The sequence below is a fragment of the Micromonospora sp. NPDC005252 genome (assembly GCF_042872475.1).
Taxonomy (GTDB): Bacteria; Actinomycetota; Actinomycetes; order Mycobacteriales; family Micromonosporaceae; genus Micromonospora.
Window position 1 is genome coordinate 1 of the sequence record NZ_JBIAKN010000017.1, and the last position, 18,488, is coordinate 18,488.

Genomic DNA, 18,488 nt, shown 5'->3' on the forward strand with positions numbered 1-18,488 from the left:
GGGGGGATGTGTGCCGAGCGGGAAAGTTCACGGCGGGACCTGGCCCGGCGACCCGGGGGCCTGCACGGGGGTTGTCCCGGAGGGTGGTGCAACGGCCCGGGGCAGCGACTCATTCCGCATTCCGGACGGCGCCGGCCGGTGGTGCTCGGCTGTAACCGTAGCGACCGCACGGGTGTTCCCGGCGGGCCGCCACACGGGCCGGCCAATCGTGCTGCTCGGCCGTGCGGGGGTGTAACCGTGGCGGCCGGGCGGGTGTTCCCGGCGGCTGCCGCGCGCCGCTAGCCGGTAGGTCGCGGCGGCATGCCAGGTATAACGACCCCGCCGGGTCCCCGATTCCGCCACCAGCGTGGCACCGACCACGGGACGGCGATGTCGAATCCACCCCAAACCATCCATCGGAAACGGACATCCGCCACCACCCGGTGGTGATCAACTCGACTTCGGCGATACCGGGGTATCCGGGCGCCCGGGACACCCCGACATCACCGAACCCGAGTGGATCACCCCCGCGCGGGCCCACCGCCACCTGATGATCGTGCTCGATCCCGGAAACAGGGCCCTCACCCTGCCGGCGAGACCACTACATCCAGGATCGAGCACGATCATGCCCGCCGAAACGTGCCGTGCACGGCGTCCCTCGGTGGGCGACACGCCACTGCACGCCGACCTCCGGGTCACGCCACCATCCCGGGGGTTGATCGACTCGACTTCGGCGATACCGGGGCATCCGGACGCGCCGGACACCCCGACATCACCGAACCCGAGTCGATCACCTCCACGCGGCCCGACCGCCACCGGATGATCGCGCTCGATCCAGGAAACAGGGGCCTCACCCTGCCAACTAGGCCACTACATCCAGGATCGAGCACGATCATGCGGGGCGCGAGGATTGTCGCGGTGTGTCTACGCGCTGGGCGTCGCCCCCGCGCTGCGGATCGCCTACGCGCAGGGCGTCGCCTACGCGCAGGGCGTCGCCTACGCGCAGGGCGTCGCCCCCCGCGCTGCGGGTCGCCTACGCGCTGGGCGTCGACTCGGCGCTGTCGTCCGCTTTTGCGCCCTTGTCGAGGGCGGCCAGGATCGCCTCGGCGGTGCGTCGACCCACCCCGGGCACCTCGGTGATCTCTTCGACGGTCGCCGTCGAGAGTCGCTTCAGCGAGCCGAAGTGCCGTAGCAGCGCCTTGCGGCGTACCTCGCCCAGGCCGGGGACATTGTCCAGCGCCGACTCGGTCATCCGCTTCGACCGACGCTGGCGGTGGAACGTGATGGCGAAGCGGTGCGCCTCGTCGCGGACCCGTTGCAGCAGGTAGAGACCCTCCGAGGTGCGCGGCAGGATGACCGGGAACTCGTCGTCGGGGAGCCACACCTCCTCCAGCCGCTTGGCGAGGCCGCACAGCGCGACATCGTCGATGCCCAAATCGGCGAGGGCCTGGGCGGCCGCCGCAACCTGCGGGGCGCCGCCGTCGACGACCACCAGTTGTGGCGGGTACGCGAATTTCCGCGGCCGGCCGGTGGTCGGGTCGACCAGGATGCCGATCTGCGGATCCGTGGCGCCGCCGGGCGCGGTCGGGTCGTCGGCGGACTCCACGCCCACCTCGCCCGTCTCGGCCCGCGCGTCGAGGTAGCGGGCGAAGCGGCGGCGCAGCACCTCGGACATGGCGGACAGGTCGTCGGTGGCGCCCCGCACGATGAACCGCCGGTACTCGCTCTTGCGGGGCAGCCCGTCCTCGAAGACCACCATGCTGGCGACCACGTCGGTGCCCTGGATCTGCGAGATGTCGAAGCACTCGATGCGCAGCGGCGAGGTGCGCATGCCGAGCGCCTCAGTGATCTCGTCCAGCGCCTTGCCGCGGGTGGTCAGGTCGCCGGACCGCTTGAGCTTGTGCCGGGCCAGCGCGTCCTTGGCGTTGCGCTCCACCGTCTCCATGAGCGAACGCTTGTCGCCGCGCTGCGGCACGCGCAGTGACACCCGACTGCCCCGGTGGCTGCTGAGCCACTCGGCCAGCGCGTCGGCGTCGGCGGGCAACTCGGGCACCAGCAGCTCGCGGGGCACGTCGGCTTCGCCGTGCTCGCCGCCGTACACCTGGGTGCAGAAGTGGTGCACCAGGTCGCCGGTGGTCAGGTCCTCGGTCTTCTCCACCACCCAGCCGCGCTGGCCGCGGACCCGGCCGTCGCGGACGTGGAAGACCTGCACGGCCGCCTCGAGCGGGTCGTCGGCGAACGCGACCACGTCGGCGTCGGTGCCGTCGCCGAGCACCACGGTCTGCTTCTCCATGGCCCGCCGCAGGGCGGCCACGTCGTCGCGCAGCCGGGCGGCCCGCTCGAACTCCAGCTGTTCGCTCGCCTCGGTCATCTCGCGCTCGATCTTGCGGACCATGGTGTCGGTGCGCCCGGCCATGAAGTCGCAGAAGCCGTCGACGATGGCACGGTGCTCGCCGGCGGAGACGGTGCCGACGCACGGCGCCGAGCACTTGCCGATGTAGCCCAGCAGGCAGGGACGACCGACCTGGCCGGCCCGCTTGAACACGCCGGCCGAGCAGGTGCGCGCGGGGAACACCCGCAGCAGCAGGTCCAGGGTCTCCCGGATGGCCCAGGCGTGCGAGTACGGACCGAAGTAGCGCACACCCTTACGCTTCGCGCCGCGCATCACCTGGAGTCGCGGGTACTCCTCGTCGAGGGTGACGGCGAGATAGGGGTACGACTTGTCGTCGCGGTAACGGACGTTGAACCGGGGGTCGTACTGCTTGATCCAGGTGAACTCCTGCTGGAGCGCCTCGACCTCGGTGCCGACGGTGATCCAGTCCACCGACTCGGCCGTGGTGACCATCTGGCGGGTGCGCTCGTGCAGGTTCCACACGTCGCCGAAGTAGGAGTTGAGCCGGCTGCGCAGGTTTTTCGCCTTGCCGACGTAGATCACCCGGCCGGTGCCGTCGCGGAAGCGGTAGACCCCCGGTGACTCCGGGATGGTGCCGGGTGCGGGACGGTAGGTCGAGGGGTCAGCCACGTCGACAAGCCTAGTCCGCACCCCCGACACCCACCGCGAGCACTTGATCCACTCGGTTTCCGGGAAGTCGGGGTGTCCGATGCCTACCGACACCCCGACTTCATGGAACGCGAGTCGATCAAGCCGTCGAGCCGCGCGGGTCAGGCGAGGGAGATCTGGTCCCCGGTCACCTTGATGTCCTTCGGCGGCAGCGGCTTGGTGGCCGGGCCGGCCTTCACCGAGCCGTCCTCGATCGAGAACTTGCTGTTGTGGCAGGTGCAGTTGATGGTGCCGCCGTCGACGTTCGTCACGGGGCAGTTCTGGTGCGTACAGATCGGGCTGAAGCCCTTGAACTGACCGGCCGTGGGCTGGGTGATCACGACGCCCTCGGCGGCGAGGACCTTGCCGCCGCCGACCGGGATGTCGGCGGTGGTGGCCAGCGACTGGGCGTTCTGCCGATCCCCGCCGCCCGCGTCCCCGGTGCTGGGCACCGCCGGGCCGCCGCTGGTGGGGGCACCGCTGCCACTGCCGTCGTCCTCACTGCCGCAGGCCGCCAGGACGACGGCCGCGCCGACGGCCCCGACGCCGGTGAGCAGGGTACGACGGGTCTGCGTACCCGGTCCGGTCAGCGCCTGATCGTCGCTCATGCCTCGCCTCTCTCTCGCCCAGTGCGCCGGTCCAAAAGCCGGCCACACTTCTCTCCACGGGCAACTGTGCCGGATAGTTCACCCCGGCATCGGTGCGACACCCCGCAAAAGGGTCGGGGCGGGTCGTCATCCGACCCGCCCCGAAAGAGTTGCGTCGCGGTCAGCGCGCGCCGGCCGGCACCTTGCGGCTGGCCCGCGTCTTGGTGGCGCCGTTGGCCTTGGCGGCGCGGGTGGTCGCCGCCGCCGCGCCCTTGGCCTCGCCGTCGAGCTTGAGCACCTGACGCAGGAACTGGCCGGTGTGGCTCTCGGGCACCTCGGCGACCTCCTCCGGGGTGCCGGTCGCGAGCACCATGCCGCCCCGGTGGCCGCCCTCCGGACCCATGTCGATCAGCCAGTCGGCCGTCTTGATCACATCGAGGTTGTGCTCGATGGTGATCACCGTGTTGCCCTTGTCGACCAGCCCTTCGAGCACCATCAGCAGCTTGCGGATGTCCTCGAAGTGCAGACCGGTGGTCGGCTCGTCGAGCACGTAGACCGTCCGCCCGGTGGAGCGCTTCTGCAGCTCGGAGGCCAGCTTGACCCGCTGCGCCTCGCCGCCGGAGAGGGTCGGCGCGGGCTGCCCGAGGCGGACGTACCCCAGGCCGACGTCGACGAGCGTCTTGAGGTGCCGGTGGATGGCCGGGATCGCGGAGAAGAACTCCGCGGCCTCCTCGATCGGCATCTCCAGCACGTCCGAGACGGTCTTGCCCTTGTAGTGCACCTCCAGGGTCTCCCGGTTGTACCGGGCGCCCTTGCAGACCTCGCAGGGGACGTACACGTCGGGCAGGAAGTTCATCTCGATCTTGATGGTGCCGTCGCCGGAGCACGCCTCACAGCGACCGCCCTTGACGTTGAACGAGAACCGGCCCGGCCCGTACCCCCGGACCTTGGCCTCGGTGGTCTCGGCGAAGAGCTTGCGGACGTGGTCCCAGACCCCCGTGTAGGTGGCCGGGTTGGAGCGCGGGGTACGGCCGATCGGCGACTGGTCCACACCGACGACCTTGTCCACGTGCTCCAGACCAGAGACCCGGGTGTGCCGGCCGGGCACCAGCCGAGCGCCGTTGATCTGGTTGGCCAGCACGGCGTACAGGATGTCGTTGACCAGCGTCGACTTGCCCGAGCCGCTGACCCCGGTGACCGCGATGAGCTGGCCCAGCGGGAACGAGACGGTCAGGTTGCGCAGGTTGTGCTCGCGCGCGCCGTGCACCACCAGCTCGCGGGCCGGATCCTGCGGGCGGCGGCCCGTCGGTGTCGGGATCGACCGGCGCCCCGACAGGTACGCCCCGGTGATCGACTCCTTGTTCTTCAGCAGGGCCGGCACCGAGCCGCTGTGCACGATCTTGCCGCCGTGCTCGCCAGCGCCGGGCCCGATGTCGACGATCCAGTCGGCGACGCGGATGGTGTCCTCGTCGTGCTCCACCACGATCAGCGTGTTGCCCAGACCGCGCAGCCGGATCAGGGTCTCGATCAGCCGATGGTTGTCGCGCTGGTGCAGACCGATCGACGGCTCGTCGAGCACGTAGAGCACGCCGACCAGGCCGGAGCCGATCTGGGTGGCCAGCCGGATGCGCTGCGCCTCGCCGCCGGACAGCGTGCCGGCCGGCCGGTCCAGCGAGAGGTAGTCCAGGCCGACGTCGAGCAGGAACCGCAGCCGGGCGTTGATCTCCTTGAGGACGCGCTCGGCGATCATCTTCTGCCGGTCGGTCAGCTCGATGCCGGCGAGCAGGTCGGCGCACTCCCCCACCGACAGGTTGCAGACCTCGGCGATGCTCTTGCCGGCGAGGGTGACCGCGAGCACCTCGGGCTTGAGCCGGGCGCCGCCGCACGCCGCGCACGGCACGTCGCGCATGTAGCCCTCGTACTTGTCGCGGGACCACTCGGACTCGGTGTCGGAGTGCCGGCGCTCGATCCACTGCACCACGCCCTCGAACCCGGTGTAGTAGGAGCGCTCGCGACCGTACTTGTTGCGGTAGCGCACGTGCACCTGGTCGTCGGAGCCGTGCAGGATCGTCTTCTGCGCCCGCGCCGGCAGCGCCCGCCACGGGGTGTCGACGTCGAAGTGCTGGGCCTCGCCGAGCGCCTCCAGCAGGCGCAGGAAGTATTCCAGGTTGTGCCCGGTGGACCAGGGCTGGATGGCGCCCTCGCGCAGGCTGCGCTCCGGGTCGGGGACCAGCAGCTCCGGGTCGACCTCCTTCTTGGTGCCCAGGCCGGTGCACTCCGGGCAGGCGCCGTACGGCGCGTTGAAGGAGAAGACCCGAGGCTCGAGATCCTCGATGGCCAGCGGGTGGTCGTTGGGGCAGGCCAGGTGCTCGGAGTAGCGGCGCTCCCGGTCCTGGTCGTCCTCCGGCAGGTCGACGAAGTCGAGCAGGACCAGCCCGCTGGACAGGCCCAGCGCGGCCTCGACCGAGTCGGTCAGCCGCTGCTTGGCGCTCGGCTTGACGGTGAGCCGGTCGATCACCACCTCGATGGTGTGCTTCTCCTGCTTCTTGAGCTTCGGCGGCTCGGTCAGCGGGTGCACCACGCCGTCGACGCGGGCCCGGGCGTAGCCCTTGGCCTGCAGCTCGGCGAAGAGGTCGACGTACTCGCCCTTGCGGCCGCGGATCACCGGCGCGAGCACCATGAACTTGGTGCCCTCGGCCATCGCGAGGACCCGGTCGACGATCTGCTGCGGGCTCTGCCGGGAGATCCGCTCGCCGCAGACCGGGCAGTGCGGCTCACCGATGCGGGCGAAGAGCAGCCGCAGGTAGTCGTAGACCTCGGTGATGGTGCCGACGGTCGAGCGCGGGTTGCGCGAGGTGGACTTCTGGTCGATCGAGACGGCCGGGCTCAGCCCCTCGATGAAGTCGACGTCGGGCTTGTCCATCTGCCCGAGGAACTGCCGGGCGTACGAGGAGAGCGACTCGACGTAGCGACGCTGCCCCTCGGCGAAGATCGTGTCGAAGGCCAGGCTCGACTTGCCCGACCCGGACAGCCCGGTGAACACGATGAGAGCGTCCCGGGGCAGGTCGAGACTGACGTCACGCAGGTTGTGCTCGCGCGCGCCACGGATGATCAGTCGGTCGGCCACAGTGCGTGTACTCCCGGGAGAAGACGAAGCGAAGGATCTGTCCCGCTCTGGGGGATTTCGAGCGGTCGTGCGGGCGCGGAAAACACGCCTCGGCAACTCTAGCCCCGAGGTGTGACAGTTTTCCCCGCCCGCACATTCCCCCAGCTCAGCCCGGTCGGCCGCGCCACGCACGACCGCCCGTCAGTAACCTCCGGGCGACGGCGGCCGGGCCGCCCGACGCCGCGCCGATCGCCACCCGCCGCGCCGCTCGGCGGCCAGCCGCGCCTCGCGCCGCCGGCTCTCGTGGGTGACCTCCGACTGCAGACGCCGCCAGCTCTCCCACCGACGGGTGGACAGCTCACCGGTCCGCAACGCGTCGCGGACCGCGCAGGCCGGTTCGCCGTCGTGCCGACAGTCGGCGTACCGACAGCCCTCGGCCAGCCCGGCGATGTCGGCGAACGCCCGGTCCAGCCCGGCCACGCCGTCGAGCAGGCCGACCGCCCGTACGCCGGGTGTGTCGATGACGGCACCGCCGTTCGGGATCGGCACCAGGGCCCGCCACGTGGTGGTGTGCCGGCCCTTGCCGTCGACCCGACGGATCGCCTGGGTCGGCATCATCACCGCGCCGGCGAGCGCGTTGACCAGGCTCGACTTGCCGGCGCCGGACGGCCCGAGCAGCCCCAGCGTGCGACCCGGCGCGACCTCGGCGCGCAGCGGGTCCAGCCCCGTGCCGCGCTCGGCGCTGACCGACAGCACCGGCACACCGGGGGCGATCACGGCGAGCTGGCGGGCCAGCGCGGCCGGGTCGGCCGCGAGGTCGGCCTTCGTCAGCACCACGAGCGGCCGGGCCCCGGACTCGTGGACCAGGGAGAGCAGCCGCTCGATGCGGCCGACATCCGGCTCCGGGTGCACCGGCTCCACCACGGCGGCGGCGTCGAGGTTGGCGGCCAGCACCTGGCCGCTGGCGTCCTTGCCGGCGGTACGGCGGATCAGCGCGGCCCGCCGGGGCAGCACGGCCGCCACGGTGATCCGGCGGTCCGGCCAGTGCGTGAGCAGCACCCAGTCCCCCGCGCAGGGCAGTGCCGAGGGGTCCTGGACGGCGGCGGCCAGCACGGACGGGCCGAGGCTGGCCCGGACCGGGCCGCCGGCGGTGAGCACCGTGCAGACCCCCCGGTCCACCCGGGCCACCCGGCCGGGGTGGTGCTCGCCGCGTCGGGCGGCGTACGCCGCCCGGTCGGCGTCCCAGCCGAGGGCGGTCAGATCGATCGTCATGGCATCCTCATCGGTGTCGAGCTGGTGATGGCGGAACACGCGTGCCACGTCCGGCATGAACACCACCTCCGTCCGACGTCCCGGTGCCGCTTGTGAGGCCGACGGTAGGGCGCGGGGCGACGCGCCGAAAGCGATTTCCGCGACGACGGCGCGGCGCGGGCCCGCTAGGGTCGACGCGTGACCACGGGTCCGCTGCCGCTCGGGGGCGCGGCGGACGACACCACCGGCCGCCACGTTCGCCGTCGACCCCGACGGTCCCCCTGCCTACTCCACCGGAACGGATATGGACACGTCATGACCTACAGCGGAGATGTCACCCACGGCGGCCCGCCGGCGGTACGGGAGTTGGACGGGCTCACCATCAGCAAGCTGTCGGTGGGCCCGATGGACAACAACGCCTACCTGCTGCGCTGCACCGGCACCGGCGACCAGGTGTTGATCGACGCCGCCAACGAGGCGCCCCGGCTGCTGGAGCTGATCGGCGACGGTGGTCTGACCGCCGTGGTGACCACCCACCAGCACATGGACCACTGGGTGGCGCTGGAGGAGGTGGTCGCCAAGACCGGCGCGCGGGCGCTCGTGCACGCCGACGACGCGGCCGGGCTGCCGATCGAGGCGGAGCAGCTGGCCGATGGCGACACCGTGGCGGTCGGCGACTGCGCGCTGGAGGTCATCCACATCAAGGGCCACACGCCGGGTTCGATCGCGCTGCTCTACCGCGACCCGAGCGGCACCGGCCACCTGTTCACCGGCGACAGCCTCTTTCCCGGCGGCGTTGGCAACACGGATCAGGACCCGCAGCGCTTCGCCGCGCTGATCGACGACGTCGAGCACAAGCTGTTCGACCAACTGCCGGACGACACCTGGTTCTACCCCGGCCACGGCAAGGACAGCACCCTGGGAGCAGAACGCCCATCCCTCCCCCAGTGGCGAGCCCGAGGCTGGTAACCCCCCAACACCACCCCCAAGCCCCGAACGATGGTCACCCAACGCTGACCAAACACCACTGAAGATCCAACCCACCGGCGGATCGCGACACCACCGGACGAACCGCCCCCACGACGGGTGCGGGGGCCTGCCGTGCCCGGCGCAGGGATCAAGCCTGACCGCCCGGAGCCGGGCACGGCAGGCCCCCGCACCCCCACCGCAACCACGGCAAGCCCAACCAGCCACAGCTCAACCAGCAAGAGCAGAGAACCGCCGCCGCGCCCCCACCAGCACCACGAACGCCAGCGCCAGCCCCACCCCCATGGTCACCAGCAGCGGGCTCGGCGCCCCCGGCAGCAGCCCGGCCAGCGACCGCGACGCGGTGCCCAGCGCCAGGTAGAGACCGGCCCAGGCCGCCGCGCCGAGGGTCGCGCAGCCGAGGAACCGGCGGTACGACATCCGCAGCCCGCCGGCGGCCAGTGGCAGCAGCGCGTTGAACACCGGCAGGAACGGCGCGATCATCATCATCCGGCCACCGCCGCGGCTGAGGATCCCCTCCGCCGCGCTCCAGCGCGACTCACCGATCCAGCCCCCGATCCGGCTGTGACGCAGGCGCTCGGCGTAGCGGCGACCGACCAGGAAACTCAGCGACCAGCCCGCCAGGCAGCCGGCCAGCACCGCGGCGAAGGTGGCCAGCCCGGTGGCCGGGCGGCCCACCCCGACCGCGGCCAGGATCGCCACGTCACCGGGGATCAGCACACCCAGCAACGGTACGGCGTCGAAGAGCATGACCAGCCCGAGTGCGCCCATCAGCACCAGGATGGGCAGTTCTCCGACCTGGGCCAGCCATTGCGTCATGCCTCGTACGCTATGGCCGCCGCACCCCCGCGGACATCAGGTCACAGCCCCCAGCGCCCCCTGGTATCCGCCTCGGGGTCGCCCCTGAGAGGGCCCGCGCGTCACGCGGGTCGCAGCACCTGCACCCGGCGCAGCGACGAGTCCACCGACGGCTCGGTGGTGGGCACCGGATAGTCGGCCAGCACCCGCAGCCCGTCCGCGGGCAGGTGCCCCCGGCCGGGGTCCCCGACCAGCACCTCGGCGCCGGAGGCGACGGCCCGTCGCAGGAACGGCAGCATCCTCTCGGCCATCGGGCGGCTGTAGAACACGTCCCCGGCGACCACCAGATCGGCGTCGACGCCGACGCTGTCGAGCAGGTCGTCCCCGCTGGCGTCGATGGTGACCCGGTTGGCGCGCGCGTTGACGATGATGGCCGCCACGGCGTACGGGTCGATGTCGTTGGCGACGACGTCGGCGGCGCCGGCCAGCGCGGCGGCGATGGCCACCAGACCCGAGCCGGCGGCGAGGTCGAGGACGCGGCGTCCGGCGGCCAGCTCCGGATGGTCCAGCAGGTGCCGGGCCAGGGCCTGGCCGCCGGCCCAGGCGGAGGCCCAGTACGGCGGTGGCAGGGCGTGACCGGCGAGCGCCTCCATCCGGGCCCACCAGACGATCGCGTCCTCGGCGAGGTGCAGCCGCACCTCCGGGACGAACGGGGTGGGCACCAGTTGAAGCCGGTCCAGGCCGGAACCGGGCGCGTCGATCTCGCGCTCCAGCTCGGACAGCGCAGTGGCTGCGGCACCCCTCATCGGCGCAAGCATGCCGTAGCGGAGGGTGGTCGGGGCGGCTTTCGCGTGCCGGCGCGCACAGAGTTCATCTGAGTTCGAGTAAACACCTACGGCACTTCGGCCGGCAGATCGCGGCTTCGCCCGCTACTGTCGAACAGGTACGGGCGACCATCGGCCACAGGCCGGTGGTCCGCCGCTTTGAACAGGGAGAGATGCATGGCAACCGGCACGGTTAAGTGGTTCAACTCGGAAAAGGGCTTCGGCTTCATCGAGCAGGACGGTGGAGGGCCGGACGTGTTCGTCCACTACTCCGCCATCGCTTCGAGCGGCTACCGGGAGCTCAACGAGGGCCAGAAGGTCGAGTTCGAGGTGACCCAGGGCCAGAAGGGCCCGCAGGCGGACAACGTCCGCCCGATGTAGTTCCGTGCCGGTGACGGCGGTCGGTCCCCGGCCGCCGTCGCAGTGCACTCAAGACGCTGCCGGGGCGGCGGGCAGGTCCCGCCGCCCCCGGAGCGGCCCTATCAGCATGATCAGCGGGGTGATCGCCAACCAGGCGGTCATCACGCCGATCGCCGTGCCAACGCCGTAGCGCGCGCCGAGGGCTCCGGCCAGCACGGCCGCCAGCGGGATGGCACCGAAGTTGAGCAGGTGCATGCTCACCGTCACGCGGCCGAGCAGGTGGTGCGGTGTGTACGTCTGCCGGAAGGCGCCCTTGACCACGTTGCCGATGGCCACTCCGAGGCCGATCAGCACGCCGCCGAGGGCCGGCCAGACCAGCCCGACGCCGGGTGCGGCCAACGGGATGAGCAGGGCGGGCGGGCCGCTCAGGGCTGCCCCGATCAGCATGGCGCGCGCGGTGCCACACCGGCGGGCCAGGGCGGTGGCGAGCAGCGCGCCGATGATTCCCCCGGCGCTCATCACTCCGACCAGCACGCCCACCAGGCCCGGTGCGAGCCGCAGCTCACGCACCAGGAACACCACCAGGACCGCCTGGTAGCCGGTCAGACCGATGTTGCTGGCCGCGCCGAAGACGGTCAGCACCCGCAGGTACGGGTCGCGGATGACGAAGCGCAGTCCCTCGACGATGTCCCGACGCAGCGACCGGGACCGGTCCGGCCGGGCGGGGCGCGGCTCGGCGGTGCGGATGCGCAGCAGGAGGACCGCCGAGAACAGGAACGTCAGCGCGTCCAGCAGCAACGCGGCGACCGCCCCGGTGAGCTGGGCGATCAGGCCCGCGATGCCGGGCCCGACGACGTAACTCACGGTCTGCGTGGCCTGTAGTTTCGCGTTTCCCTCGGGCAGTTGCTCGGGCCGCAGCAGCACCGGCAGGTAGACCTGGTCGGCGGTCTCGAAGAAGACCCGTGCGGCGCCGGTGCCGAGCGCCACAAGCAGCAACTGCTCGACGGTGAGGTGGCCCAGGGCGGCGGTCACCGGCACGCTGAGGAACGCCAGGGCGCAGAGCAGGTCGCAGACCACCATCAGGGGCCGGCGTGGCAGCCGGTCCACCCACGCGCCGGCCGGGAGGCCGATCAGCAGCCAGGGCAGCCAGGCCGCGGCGGTGAGGACCGCCACCTCGAAGGTGCCGGCGTCGAGCACGGCGACCGCCACCAGGGGCAGCGCGACAGTGGTGACGTTGCTGCCGATGCTGCTGACCGTCTGCCCGGCCCAGAGCAGGCGGAAGTCGCGATGCCGCAGCAGCCCGCCGGCCGGTCGGAGCGGGCTCGGGTCGGTGCGGGTGGCCGCCGTCACGGCCGGGCCGGTACGCCGTGGACGAACACGAAGACGGGCTGGCGTTCGCGGCCGTCGTCGGGCAGCGGTCGGGCCGCCCAGCGATCCAGCAGGTCGATCATCTCGCGGCTCAGCTCGGCCAGTTCCTCGGGCGTGAGGTGCAGCCACTTGTCCGTCGAGAACGGCGCGTCGGCCCAGGCGGCCTGCGCCGACTCGTCGCTGGCGTGCCAGGCGCGCGCCAGGGAGACGTGCCGGTCCAGGTTGAGTGAGGTGGCGGCGTCGGCGACGGCCCGGGCCGCCGGGTCGGCGTCGAAGTCGGCGTTGGACCAGCGCACTCCCCGGGTGACGAGCTGCCACCACCGTTCGCGGCGGTCGCGGGCCAACTCGGGAGCCTCGGTGACGAGGTCGGCGGCGGCGAGCACCTTGAGGTGGTGGCTGACGTTCGCCGGCGCCTGGTCGGTGCGTTCGGCGAGCAGGCCGACGGTCGACGGGCCGTGCACCTTGAGCACGTCCATCAGTCGGCGGCGCAGCGGGTGGGCCATGGCGGCCAGCACTCGCGAGTCGGTGACCTGGCGTACGTCGGGTGTGTCCATGGCGCGAGCATCGCATCCGCAATGGCAGTTGCGCAACGACTATTGCCCAATCGTTCTTGCGGATAGTGGTGGGGAGGGGCGGCCCGGTGGGGACGAGCCGCCCCTCGCTCAGGCGACGAGCCGGCGGCCCAGTTCGTCGGCGACCTGCTTGGCGATGGAAGGCGGGATGGCCGCGGCGATCTTCTCCGGCGTCAGGCCGGCCAGCACGCCCGCGATGATCGCCGGTTCGTCGGTGAAGTCGCGCCCGGCCAGCGTGTTCAGCGCCGTCTGGATGGCGGTGATCTGCACGCCGAGGCTCTTGAGGTTCGGGTGGCCGGTCACCGGCGCTCCGGTGTCGTCCCGCCCCTCGGCCAGGCGCAGGTAGACCTGACCGATCGGGTTACGACCGTCGAGCACGGTCAGGTTCTTGTGGACGGTGGCCAGCCAGTTGTGTTCTTCGGGGGTCATGTCGTCGTCCTCCAGGAGTCCGATGGAGCTGAGGTAGCGGCGGAACAGTGGCCGCTGGTCACCGCCGGCCTTGATGGCGTCACGGAAGAAGCTGAAGTGGGTGTGCCAGCGGTGCGAGCTGTCGCCGCTGGTGCGCTTGCCGAGCCGGTCCCACCGCTTCACGGTCGTACCGTCGGGGCTGTAGATGATCTCGCGGATGTCCCGGGTGTCCGCCGCGTTCGCGGTGCACTGACCCACACACCAGAGCGAGAAGCTGGGCAGGGTGTGCGTACGTCCGCCGGAACGGACCTCGAAGCCGCCGACGTCGAGCGCCGCCGCGTCGAGGGTCAGACCGTTGCGGTCCCGCGACGACTCCACCACCGAGTAGTCGTTGGTCACCACCCGGTCCGATCCGCAGTGGTAGCCGCCCCGGTGGGCCGCGTCACCGACGATCCCGACCTCCGCTGGTTCCAGGTCGGCGTCGCGAACGGTGTTCGGGTCGACGTTGAGGTGCGTGAGAAGGAGACTTCGGACGGCAAACAGGTTCGCCGGAGCCCGGGTCATGGGGCCCCCTTCCGATTGACGGGGGCCGGACATGACGTCACACCGCGTACGCGGTGCTGGGCTTCAGGCGAGCCCGGCCTACTGGTGCACGGCGCCGGGCGTTGACCCAACCATAGCCCGCACAAAACATGAACGCCCAGCTCAGATGGGGTATCTTCGTTTCAGATGCTGCGCGGGGCAGTGTGGACGATCGGCAGCCACAGCGCCGAGGGATGCGCCGGATCGTGCAGAACCTGCCGCCAGCCGGCACGCAGCGTAACGGCCGTGCCGAGGGGCTCCCCACTGCCCGGGTTGCGCGCCCAGCGCGGGTGGGCGCCGCCAGCGACCTGGACGCGCAGTCGGTGCCCGGCCGCGAACCGGTACGCGGTCGGCCAGAGCGGCACCGGCACCCGCAGCGCCCCGGACCCGTCGAGGGCGAACCGGCCGGGTGCGACCCGGACCAGTCCGTCGCACACGTTGCGAGAGCGCCCTCGCCGGTCCACATCGCACAGCCGGACGTAGACGTCCAGGTACCCGAGCTCGCTGCGGACGTGGATCTCCGCGCGTACGCCGCCGATCACCTCTACCGGTTCGGTGAGCGGAGCGCTGGTGTACGTCAGGACGTCGGGCCGGGCCTCGACGTGCCGGTTGTCCACCGGGCCGGCCCGCTTGGCGACCAGCAGCGGGCCACCGAGCGACGGGGTGGGGTCGGCCGGGTCGTACCGGAACTCGTCCGGGGCCGAGGGGTTCGGCGGGCGGATCGCCAGCTCGCCTCCCGGGTGCAGGTGCCACGGGGTGTCGGTGGCCGGTGGTGGCCAGTCCGGCAGGTCCCGCCAGCCGCCGTCGGGACCGCCCACGTGCAGCCGGACCGGGGCCCCGCGGGACACCTCGGTGGGCCGCCGCTCGTCGGCCGCAGACCCGCCCAGGTGCTCGTCCAGCCAGGCCAGCCCCTCGCGCAACGCGGCCACGAAGAGACCGGGGCTGCCGTGCGTCCACGGGCCGATCACCAGCCGCGGCCGGGCGCCCGCGGCGCGCAGGGTGGCGTGGTCGTCGAGCTGGGCGGGCAGGAAGATGTCGTGCCAGCCGGTGACCATGACCACGGGTGCGCGCACGCGGGCCACCCGGTCGGCGAAGACCCGGCCCTTCCAGTACGCGGCGTCGGGATGGCGCAGCCACTCCTGAAAGAACGGGATGGTGACGCCGGTGGCGACCCGGTCCGCTCCGGCCAGCGGCAGGTGATCCAGTGCGGCAGCCAAGCGGGGCTGCCCACGCTTGAGTTCCCACTGCCGGGCCAGCCTCGACACGGTCTGGGCGTGCAGCAGCTCGGCCCAGGTCAGCACGGTGTCCAGGGCGAACGACTCCCCCGCGTACGTCGAGTCCCGGGTGGACGACGCGGTCACCACCGCGACCATCGCGCGCAGGTCCTCGCCGGCGTCGGCGGCCAGCGCCCACTGGGCGAAGCCCTGGTAGCTGACGCCGAACATGCCGAGCGCTCCGGACCACCAGGGCTGGCGGCGCAGCCAGTCCAGGGTGTCCACCCCGTCGTCGCGCTCGTGCACCAGTGGGGCGAACGTGCCACCGGAGCCGCCCGTGCCCCGGCAGGACTGGATCACCGCGTGTCGACCGCGCGCGGCGAGCAACCAGCCGAGCAGCCGCAACGGCCCGCCCCGCCCGTACGGGGTGCGGATCAGCACGGTCGGGGCGGACCGGTCGGCCGGGGCGTAGTGGTCGGTCCGCAGCACGACGCCGTCACGTACCCGGATCGGGATGTCGCGGGTGACCCGCACCGGGCCGGGGCGCACGGCGGGAAGCCGCAGCGCGGCAGCGGCGAGGCGGGCGACGAGCCGGCCCGGCACGCTCAGCCCGTCGTCCGGCGGGGCGGCTCGGGCCGGGCGGCGCGGACCGCGTCGCGGTGCGCCCGCAGCGACTCGCCCATCTCCGCCAGGAACCGGTGCACCACCTCCAGCTCGTCCTCGCCGAAGCGGTCCATCACCGTGTCGGTGCGGGCGCCCAGCGGCCGGAAGAACTCCATGGCCAGCGCGGCGCCCTGGTCGGCGTAGTGCAGCAGCACCTTGCGTCGGTCGACGGTGTCCCGGTCCCGGCGGATGTGCCCGGCCCGCTCCAGCCGGTCGATCAGGGCGGTGACCGACCCGGACGACAGGTTGAGCTGCTCGCCGAGGCGGCCGGGGGTGATCGGGTCACCGAACAGCTCGGCGTCCATGACCGCGATCAGCGCGTTCAGGTCGGTCGGGTTGAGGCCGTGCAGGTTGGCGAAGGCGTGGCCGACCTGCTGGGCGTCCACCGCGTACCGCCGGAGGTTGTTGGTGATCTCCGCGACCAGCTGATCGCGGCGCGTGTCGCGCCGCCGGTACATGCCGTGAGTCGCCACCTCGCGCCGCTTCTCCCCGTCGTCGGTCCCCGGGTTGCAGCATAGAACAGCCGCCGATAATCTCGTTTATCAAGATACTCGACTCTCGAAAGATCTAGGGGTCACCGATGTCTGTCTTCACCACTGTCGCGCGGGGCCGGCTGGCCGCCTGGCTCACCGTGGCCGCCGCGCTCGTCGTGGGCGCGGCCGTCTTCGGGATACCCCGACCGGACAACCCGGCGCCGGTCTCCGCCACCGGCCTGTCCGTGCAGTGGGAGTCGACCCAGGTGCAGCGCCTCCAGGACCAGCTGCCGTCCAGCGACGTCCAGCCGGCCATCGTGGTCGTCAGTCGGGGCGACGGTGCGGCGTTGAACGAGGCCGACCGGGCCGCCCTCGCCGCCCGCTCCGGCGACCTGGGTCGCTTCGCGGTGGGTGGTCGGGTCAGCCCTGCGCAGGTCTCCCCGGACGGCACCGTCGCGCTCGTCGCCGTGCCGCTGGACACCGCCGGCGGCCAGGAGGCGGTCACCGAGACCGTCACCCAGCTGCGCGACACGCTCGCGGACCTGCCCGACGGGCTGGCCGCCGAGGTCACCGGCGCCCCCGCCTTCACCGCGGATCTGTCGTCCGTCTTCGACGGCGCCGACGTCACCCTGCTCGCGGTGACCGCCGCCGTGGTCGCGTTGCTGCTGCTGATCACGTACCGCAGCCCGTTCCTGTGGATCGTTCCGCTGCTCGTGGTCGCGGCGACCGAGCAGCTCACCCTGCGCGCGGTGGACACGATCGTGCCGGCCGTCGGCATCAACCTCCAAGAGGGCCAGGTCACCGGCATCGCCAGCGTGCTGGTCTTCGGCGCCGCCACCGACTACGCCCTGCTGCTCATCGCCCGCTACCGGGAGGAGCTGCGGCGCGAGGAGAACCGCTTCGCGGCGATGCGCGCCGCCCTGCGGCGTACCGCGGAGCCCATCCTGGCCAGCGGCGGAACCGTGGTGCTCGGTGTGCTCACCCTGCTGCTCAGCGAGCAGGAGACGAACCGGGCACTGGCCGTGGCCTGCGCCACCGGTGTGGTCTTCGCCATGCTCTCGGCGCTGTTCGTGCTCCCCGCCGTGCTGGTGCTCTTCGGCCGCGGGCTGTTCTGGCCCTTCGTACCCCGCGTCGGCGGCCCGGTGCGCGAGGGCCGGCTCTGGGGTCGGCTCGGCAGTGCCGTGCAACGCCGTCCGGTGGTCGTCGCGGTGCTGGCCACCCTGCTGCTCGGCGGCCTGGCGCTCGGTGGGCTCGGGATCCGCACCGGCCTGTCCGAGACCGAGCAGTTCCGGGCCCAGCCCGAGGCGGTGACCGGCGCGCAGACCCTGGCCCGGGCGTTCCCCGCCGGCAGCACCCAACCGGTGGCCGTGCTCACCACCCCGGCGGCGGTGCGGGCGGTCACCGACGTCGCCGCCGCCGTTCCCGGCGTCGCCTCCGCGCGACCCGGCGACGCCGGCGAGGCCGTCGCCCAGGTCGACGTGGTGCTGGACGCCGAACCCGGCACGACCGCCTCGGACCGCACGATCGAGGCGCTGCGCGACGCGGTCGCCGCCGTTCCCGGCTCCGCTCCCCCGGCCGTCGCCGGCGCCGACGCGCCCGCCGGGGCGATCGTCGGTGGTTCGGTGGCCGCCACGTACGACTCCGAACAGGCCAACGACCGCGACCTGCGGTTGATCCTGCCGATCATCCTGCTGCTCGTCGGCGCGGTGCTCGTGCTGCTGCTGCGGGGTCTGCTGGCGCCGGTGCTGCTGGTGCTCACCGTGATCGCGTCGTTCTTCGCCAGCCTCGGTGCCGCGTGGCTGCTCTTCGACCACGTGCTCGATTTCCCGGCGCTCGACAGCGGCGTGCTGCTGCTGGCCTTCGTGTTCCTGGTCGCCCTCGGCGTGGACTACAACATCTTCCTGGTCACCCGTGCTCGGGAGGACGCCCGCAGCACGGGCACCCGCGCCGGGATGTTGTCCGCGTTGCGGGTCACCGGAGGTGTGATCACCAGCGCCGGAGTGCTGCTCGCCGCGGTGTTCGCCGTGCTCGGTGTGCTGCCGCTGATCACGCTCACGCAGATCGGCATCATCGTCTGCATCGGCGTCCTGCTGGACACGCTGCTGGTCCGCACGGTCCTGGTGCCGGCGCTGGCGTTCCTGCTCGGGGACCGTTTCTGGTGGCCAGGCCGCGTCGACGCCCACCCGGGCGTCGACGTCCCGACGACGCGTGAGCCGGTGGCCGCGCGGGACTGACCGCCCACGCGACGGGGGCGGGGCCGGGAACCACCCGACCCC

The 18,488-nt window shown here is 72.2% G+C and carries 14 protein-coding genes; 3 read left to right on the forward strand and 11 right to left on the reverse strand.

All coding sequences use genetic code 11. From position 1 onward, the window contains the following. Positions 1-1,012: 1,012 nt before the first annotated feature. From uvrC to rsgA, 4 genes are all read right to left on the reverse strand, one after another. Positions 1,013-3,001, reverse strand: a complete 1,989-nt coding sequence (gene uvrC / locus ACFYPH_RS28620) for an excinuclease ABC subunit UvrC (protein WP_387186127.1) — start codon at positions 2,999-3,001, stop codon at positions 1,013-1,015. Between the two features lie 140 nt (positions 3,002-3,141). Further along, entirely contained in the window at positions 3,142-3,627 is a 486-nt protein-coding gene (locus ACFYPH_RS28625) for a Rieske (2Fe-2S) protein (RefSeq protein WP_387186129.1), read from the reverse strand. A 160-nt stretch (positions 3,628-3,787) separates the two neighbouring features. Then, entirely contained in the window at positions 3,788-6,733 is a 2,946-nt protein-coding gene (gene uvrA / locus ACFYPH_RS28630) for an excinuclease ABC subunit UvrA (RefSeq protein ID WP_355067596.1), read from the reverse strand. A 180-nt stretch (positions 6,734-6,913) separates the two neighbouring features. Further along, positions 6,914-7,984: a ribosome small subunit-dependent GTPase A gene (rsgA, locus tag ACFYPH_RS28635; RefSeq protein WP_354862803.1), complete on the reverse strand. Its 1,071-nt coding sequence runs from the start codon at positions 7,982-7,984 to the stop codon at positions 6,914-6,916. Between the two features lie 294 nt (positions 7,985-8,278). Here rsgA and ACFYPH_RS28640 point away from each other — a divergent pair, with 294 nt between their 5' ends. Further along, a complete protein-coding gene (locus tag ACFYPH_RS28640; protein ID WP_354862801.1) occupies positions 8,279-8,932 on the forward strand; it encodes an MBL fold metallo-hydrolase in 654 nt (217 codons plus the stop codon). A 228-nt stretch (positions 8,933-9,160) separates the two neighbouring features. Here the strand turns inward: ACFYPH_RS28640 and ACFYPH_RS28645 are convergent, their stop codons facing one another. Beyond that, complete coding sequence (locus tag ACFYPH_RS28645) at positions 9,161-9,769, reverse strand: VTT domain-containing protein (RefSeq protein ID WP_363939673.1); 609 nt, start codon at positions 9,767-9,769, stop codon at positions 9,161-9,163. A gap of 101 nt (positions 9,770-9,870) precedes the next feature. Then, complete coding sequence (locus ACFYPH_RS28650; protein WP_354863203.1) at positions 9,871-10,554, reverse strand: 50S ribosomal protein L11 methyltransferase; 684 nt, start codon at positions 10,552-10,554, stop codon at positions 9,871-9,873. A 195-nt stretch (positions 10,555-10,749) separates the two neighbouring features. On the opposite strand from ACFYPH_RS28650, the gene ACFYPH_RS28655 reads away from it, so the two are divergent. After that, on the forward strand, positions 10,750-10,953 hold the full coding sequence (locus ACFYPH_RS28655) for a cold-shock protein (protein ID WP_007462771.1): 204 nt from the start codon (positions 10,750-10,752) through the stop codon (positions 10,951-10,953). A gap of 48 nt (positions 10,954-11,001) precedes the next feature. On the opposite strand, the gene ACFYPH_RS28660 is transcribed toward ACFYPH_RS28655, so the two are convergent. The 5 genes from ACFYPH_RS28660 to ACFYPH_RS28680 form a co-directional block, all read right to left on the reverse strand. Then, positions 11,002-12,282: an MFS transporter gene (locus ACFYPH_RS28660; RefSeq protein WP_363939671.1), complete on the reverse strand. Its 1,281-nt coding sequence runs from the start codon at positions 12,280-12,282 to the stop codon at positions 11,002-11,004. Then, the gene (locus tag ACFYPH_RS28665; protein WP_355134706.1) at positions 12,279-12,854 is read right to left on the reverse strand and encodes a metalloregulator ArsR/SmtB family transcription factor; all 576 of its coding nucleotides are present in this window, start codon (positions 12,852-12,854) and stop codon (positions 12,279-12,281) included. The genes ACFYPH_RS28660 and ACFYPH_RS28665 overlap by 4 nt, the downstream gene beginning before the upstream one ends. A gap of 108 nt (positions 12,855-12,962) precedes the next feature. Beyond that, on the reverse strand, positions 12,963-13,844 hold the full coding sequence (locus ACFYPH_RS28670; RefSeq protein ID WP_363939670.1) for a hypothetical protein: 882 nt from the start codon (positions 13,842-13,844) through the stop codon (positions 12,963-12,965). 161 nt (positions 13,845-14,005) lie between these two features. Further along, a complete protein-coding gene (locus ACFYPH_RS28675) occupies positions 14,006-15,679 on the reverse strand; it encodes a CocE/NonD family hydrolase (protein ID WP_387186136.1) in 1,674 nt (557 codons plus the stop codon). A gap of 2 nt (positions 15,680-15,681) precedes the next feature. After that, positions 15,682-16,197 carry a MarR family transcriptional regulator gene (locus ACFYPH_RS28680; RefSeq protein ID WP_354861427.1) on the reverse strand — a complete coding sequence of 172 codons (516 nt, stop codon included), beginning with the start codon at positions 16,195-16,197 and terminating at the stop codon, positions 15,682-15,684. A gap of 122 nt (positions 16,198-16,319) precedes the next feature. On the opposite strand from ACFYPH_RS28680, the gene ACFYPH_RS28685 reads away from it, so the two are divergent. Continuing rightward, positions 16,320-18,446 (forward strand): efflux RND transporter permease subunit, encoded by a 2,127-nt coding sequence (locus tag ACFYPH_RS28685; protein WP_354861425.1) that lies wholly within the window; start codon positions 16,320-16,322, stop codon positions 18,444-18,446. Positions 18,447-18,488 lie beyond the last annotated feature (42 nt).

What these genes read in the sequence shown, in the direction of transcription:
- ACFYPH_RS28645 (WP_363939673.1), bottom strand. Translation starts at nt 9,769, where the DNA reads ATGACGCAATGGCTGGCCCAGGTCGGAGAACTGCCCATCCTGGTGCTG.
- ACFYPH_RS28625 (WP_387186129.1), bottom strand. Translation starts at nt 3,627, where the DNA reads ATGAGCGACGATCAGGCGCTGACCGGACCGGGTACGCAGACCCGTCGT.
- ACFYPH_RS28665 (WP_355134706.1), bottom strand. Translation starts at nt 12,854, where the DNA reads ATGGACACACCCGACGTACGCCAGGTCACCGACTCGCGAGTGCTGGCC.
- ACFYPH_RS28670 (WP_363939670.1), bottom strand. Translation starts at nt 13,844, where the DNA reads ATGACCCGGGCTCCGGCGAACCTGTTTGCCGTCCGAAGTCTCCTTCTC.
- ACFYPH_RS28640 (WP_354862801.1), top strand. Translation starts at nt 8,279, where the DNA reads ATGACCTACAGCGGAGATGTCACCCACGGCGGCCCGCCGGCGGTACGG.
- ACFYPH_RS28680 (WP_354861427.1), bottom strand. Translation starts at nt 16,197, where the DNA reads ATGTACCGGCGGCGCGACACGCGCCGCGATCAGCTGGTCGCGGAGATC.
- ACFYPH_RS28655 (WP_007462771.1), top strand. Translation starts at nt 10,750, where the DNA reads ATGGCAACCGGCACGGTTAAGTGGTTCAACTCGGAAAAGGGCTTCGGC.
- ACFYPH_RS28685 (WP_354861425.1), top strand. Translation starts at nt 16,320, where the DNA reads ATGTCTGTCTTCACCACTGTCGCGCGGGGCCGGCTGGCCGCCTGGCTC.
- ACFYPH_RS28650 (WP_354863203.1), bottom strand. Translation starts at nt 10,554, where the DNA reads ATGAGGGGTGCCGCAGCCACTGCGCTGTCCGAGCTGGAGCGCGAGATC.
- rsgA (WP_354862803.1), bottom strand. Translation starts at nt 7,984, where the DNA reads ATGACGATCGATCTGACCGCCCTCGGCTGGGACGCCGACCGGGCGGCG.